Source organism: Microbacterium sp., assembly GCF_031178525.1.
In the GTDB taxonomy this organism is placed as follows: Bacteria; Actinomycetota; Actinomycetes; order Actinomycetales; family Microbacteriaceae; genus Microbacterium.
In genome coordinates, this window is record NZ_JAPSJA010000215.1 from 1 (window position 1) to 3,971 (window position 3,971).

Below are 3,971 nucleotides of genomic sequence, written 5' to 3' on the forward strand. Positions count from 1 at the left end.
CGCGATCAGCGCACGGCCGATCCCGCCGCCGCGCGCGTCCGGTGCCGTGAAGAGGTCGTCGAGGAAGATCGCGGTGCCGCCGCGTGACGGGCGCGCGAAGCGGCGCCAGTGCGCGATCGCGATCGGGGTGCCGTCCTGCTGCGCCACGAGGCCCTGCAGCTCGTGCGCATCGTCCATCAGCCAGCCCCACACGGTCTCGACGACCGTGTCATCCGGCGTCAGGGCGTAGAAGTCGCGGTACGCGCGGAACAGGTCCGCCCAGGCGGGCCTGTCCTCGGCCGTGACGGGCCTGATCCGGATCTCAGACATGCAGCTTGTACCCGACGTGCGAGGCCTCGTACCCGAGCCGCTCGTAGAAGCGATGGGCGTCCACGCGCTGCGCGTCGGACGTGAGCTGGACCAGCTGCGCACCGAGTGCGGGTGCGACCTCGCCGACCCAGCGCATGAGAGCGCGGCCGATGCCGGCGGAGCGCTGGTCGTCGCGCACCCGCACGGCCTCGACCTGCAGCCGAGCGGAGCCGCGGCGCGAGATGCCGGGGATCAGCGTCAGCTGCAGCGTGCCGATCACGTCTCCGTCGCGCTCGGCGACCAGCTGGACGTTGCGCGGGTCTTCCTGGATCGCGTCGAGTGCGCGCGCGTACGCATCGCGGTCCTGGGGTGAGGCGGTGTCGCCGCGGGCGGCGCTGACAGGGTCGCCCGAGATCAGCGCGACGAGCGGTTCGAGATCGTCCGGCGCGGCGGCGCGGACCGAGAACTCGCCGTCGCGAGCCGTGAGCGTGGCGGGCAGCGTGAGCGCGTCGATCACGGCTCAGCGCCCGGTGCCGGCGTAGACCGTCGCCTCGATCTCGCTGTCGAGGCCGTAGGCCGTGTGCACCGCACGCGCGGCCTCGTTGAGCTCGTCGCCGCGCAGCACGACGGAGATCCGGATCTCGGAGGTCGAGATCATCTCCATGTTGACGCCCGCCTCGCTCAGCGCCTCGAAGAGGGTGAGAGACACACCGGAGTGCGTGCGCATGCCCGCGCCCACGACCGAGAGCTTGCCGATCTGGTCGTCGTGCACGATGCTCTCGTAGCCGATCGCCTCCTGCTCGGCGGTGAGGACCTTCAGCACCTCGGCCGCCGACTGCTTCGGCAGCGTGAACGAGATATCCGTGCGTCCGGGCTGGGCCGACTGCACGTTCTGCACGATCATGTCGATGTTCGCGCCCGTCTTCGCGACGAGCGAGAAGATCGCGGCGGCGGACCCCGGCACGTCGGGGACGCCGACGACGGTGATCTTCGCCTGGCTCTGATCGATCGCGACGCCCGTGACGACGGGCTCCTCCATGCCGATGACGTCGGCCATCGCTGACTCCTTGTGGGTGGTGCGGGGGTCGGTCATGCCCTCCCCCAGGACGTAGGTGCCCTCGTTCGCGGTGAACGTGGACCGGGCGTGGATGAGCACGCCGTGGCGACGGGCGTACTCGACGGCGCGGATGTACAGCACCTTCGCGCCGTTGGCGGCCAGCTCGAGCATCTCCTCGGCCGTGACGGTGTCGAGCTTCCGAGCGCGAGGGATCACGCGCGGGTCGGCCGTGAAGATGCCGTCGACGTCGCTGTAGATCTCGCACACGTCCGCGCCGAGGGCGGCGGCGAGGGCCACGGCGGTCGTGTCGGATCCGCCGCGGCCGAGCGTCGTGATGTCGTCGTTGTCCGGGTTGACGCCCTGGAAGCCCGCGACGATCACGATCGCGCCGTCATCCAGCGCGGCACGCAGCCGCGTGGGGGTGACGTCGACGATGCGCGCGCTGCCGTGGTCGGCTGTCGTCCGCATGCCGGCCTGGCTGCCGGTGAAGGACCGCGCCTCGTAGCCCATCGAGTGGATCGCCATCGCGAGCAGCGCCATCGAGATGCGCTCGCCGCTCGAGAGCAGCAGGTCGAGCTCGCGCGGCGCCGGGATGGGCGCGACCTGTGCCGCGAGGTCGAGCAGCTCGTCGGTGGTGTCGCCCATCGCGCTGACGGCCACGACCACGTCGTTGCCCTCGCGACGCGTGTCGACGATGCGCTTCGCGACCCGCTTGATGCTCTCGGCGTCGGCGACGGACGAGCCGCCGAACTTCTGCACGATCAGTGCCACTGGGTACTCCCGGGATCCAGGACGTCTCGGATTCCCGCCCTGCTCCGAACATCTTAGGGACGCGTCAGCGCCCCTCCCGACCATGTGACATCCCGCTCTTCCGGTCGCGCGGACGCTTTGCGAGATGCCTTCACGACGGCGCGGAATCGACGCAGAACGCCTGGTGACACGACCGCGCGCGCCGGATACTGTGACGGCAACGACTACAGGAGGCGGGCGATGGACATCCCAGAGAGCATGACGCCGGTCATCGGACTCGTCGCCGGTCTGGTGATCATCGGCGCGATCGTCACGGTGGTCGTCCAGCTCGCGCGGGGCCGCCGGCCCGGCGGGGCGGGCGAGCAGGAGCGCCGCCGTCGCGAGGCGGAGCGCCGCGGCGCCGACCCGATGCTGTACGCCGCGGCGGGCCTCGCGGTCGGCACCGGCCTCGTCGGCACGGACGGCGGCCGCAAGGACGACTCGGGCGGTTCGGGTTCCGCCGGCGACGGCGGGTCCTCGGGCGACGGCGGCCCCGGTTCGGGCCGCGACTCGGGGGGCGGCGACGGCTCCGGAGGCGGCTGGGACGGCGGGGCCTCCGGCTCCGGGGGTTGGGGCGGGGGCGGGGGCGGTGGCTTCGACGGCGGCGGGGGCTTCGACGGCGGCGGTTCGTTCTGATCCGCCGCCGGCTCAGCGCCGGCGCTTCTGCCGGGCCAGCGCGATCGGGTCGGGCTCCGACAGGATCGGCACGGCCGGATCCTTCCCGTTGCGGCGCGGCAGGCCGCCCGCGGCGAGCAGACAGCCGGCGATCACGACCGGGAAGCCGATCAGCAGCGCGGGGCTCAGCGGCTCGGCGAGGATGATGACGCCCAGAGCGATCGCGACGACCGGGTTCACGTAGGTGAACAGCGGCGCGCGCACGGGCCCGACCTCGGCGATCAGCGCGAAGAAGGCGATGAAGGCCACGGCCGTGCAGACGACCGTCAGCAGGACGATCGACACCACGCTGTTCGCGGCGGGCGCCTGGTCGGTCGTGACCAGCGCGATGGGCGTGTAGCCGAGGCCCACGACCCCGAGCGCGAGCGTGATGGTGCCGAGCGACGGCACGTCGTGGAGCTTGCGCGCCACGATGAACGGCGCGATCGCGTACAGGACCGCGACGAGCAGGACCTCGCCCATCGCCACGAGGTCGGCGCTCGCTCCCCCGGCGCTGCCGAGCGCCACGATCGCCACGCCCGCGAAGCCGAGGGCGAGGCCGGTCGTGCGCATCGGGCGCAGCGCGGTGCGGTCGCCGCGCAGGACCGCGATCACGGTCGCGAACAGCGGCACGGTCGCGACGAGCAGGCCCGTCAGGCCCGAGGAGATCGTCTGCTCGGCGTGTGCGAGCAGCACGAAGGGACCCGCCATCTCGATCGCCGCGAAGGCGAGCACCCACGGCCACTTCTGCAGGGCGGGCCTGAGCGCGTTGCGTCCGTTCGCCTGGCGTCTGAGGGCGAACGGCAGCAGCAGGAGCGCCGCGCCGCCCGTGCGGATCGCGACGACCGCGGCCGGCGAGAACGTCTCGACCGCCTCGCGGATGAACAGGTAGGGCATGCCCCACACGACCGCCATGATCGCGAAGAGCACCCAGCCGCGCGTGGAGAACCGGGAGGATGGCACGCGCCGATCCTGCCACGGGCATCCGACGTCGCGCGGCCGATGGCGGTCCGGCGTCGGAAGATGGCCGTGATCAGCGCACGCGCGTCTCGGCCAGCAGCACCTCAGATCGCGCGGCGGCCCTCGAAGGCGCGGCCGAGCGTGACCTCGTCGGCGTACTCGAGGTCGCCGCCCACCGGGAGGCCCGACGCGAGGCGCGAGACGGTGATCTGCAGCGTCGTGA

At 72.3% G+C, this 3,971-nt stretch carries 5 protein-coding genes and 1 pseudogene; 1 reads left to right on the plus strand and 5 read right to left on the minus strand.

Annotated elements, in window-relative coordinates; all coding sequences use genetic code 11:
- The 3 genes from RIF89_RS11775 to RIF89_RS11785 form a co-directional block, all read right to left on the minus strand.
- Positions 1–309 (minus strand): GNAT family N-acetyltransferase (locus tag RIF89_RS11775; RefSeq protein ID WP_309069298.1); only part of this gene is annotated, 309 nt, incomplete at its 3' end.
- On the minus strand, positions 302–805 hold the full coding sequence (locus RIF89_RS11780) for a GNAT family N-acetyltransferase (protein WP_309069299.1): 504 nt from the start codon (positions 803–805) through the stop codon (positions 302–304). The genes RIF89_RS11780 and RIF89_RS11775, both read right to left, overlap by 8 nt.
- 3 nt (positions 806–808) lie before the next feature.
- Complete coding sequence (locus RIF89_RS11785) at positions 809–2,116, minus strand: aspartate kinase (RefSeq protein WP_309069300.1); 1,308 nt, start codon at positions 2,114–2,116, stop codon at positions 809–811.
- Positions 2,117–2,335: 219 nt separating this feature from the next.
- On the opposite strand from RIF89_RS11785, the gene RIF89_RS11790 reads away from it, so the two are divergent.
- Complete coding sequence (locus RIF89_RS11790; protein ID WP_309069301.1) at positions 2,336–2,770, plus strand: hypothetical protein; 435 nt, start codon at positions 2,336–2,338, stop codon at positions 2,768–2,770.
- A gap of 12 nt (positions 2,771–2,782) precedes the next feature.
- Here the strand turns inward: RIF89_RS11790 and RIF89_RS11795 are convergent, their stop codons facing one another.
- Together RIF89_RS11795 and RIF89_RS11800 are read right to left on the minus strand one after the other, a co-directional pair.
- The gene (locus RIF89_RS11795) at positions 2,783–3,751 is read right to left on the minus strand and encodes a DMT family transporter (RefSeq protein WP_309069302.1); all 969 of its coding nucleotides are present in this window, start codon (positions 3,749–3,751) and stop codon (positions 2,783–2,785) included.
- A gap of 101 nt (positions 3,752–3,852) precedes the next feature.
- A pseudogene (locus tag RIF89_RS11800) lies at positions 3,853–3,971 on the minus strand (recombination protein RecR); the annotation flags it as partial.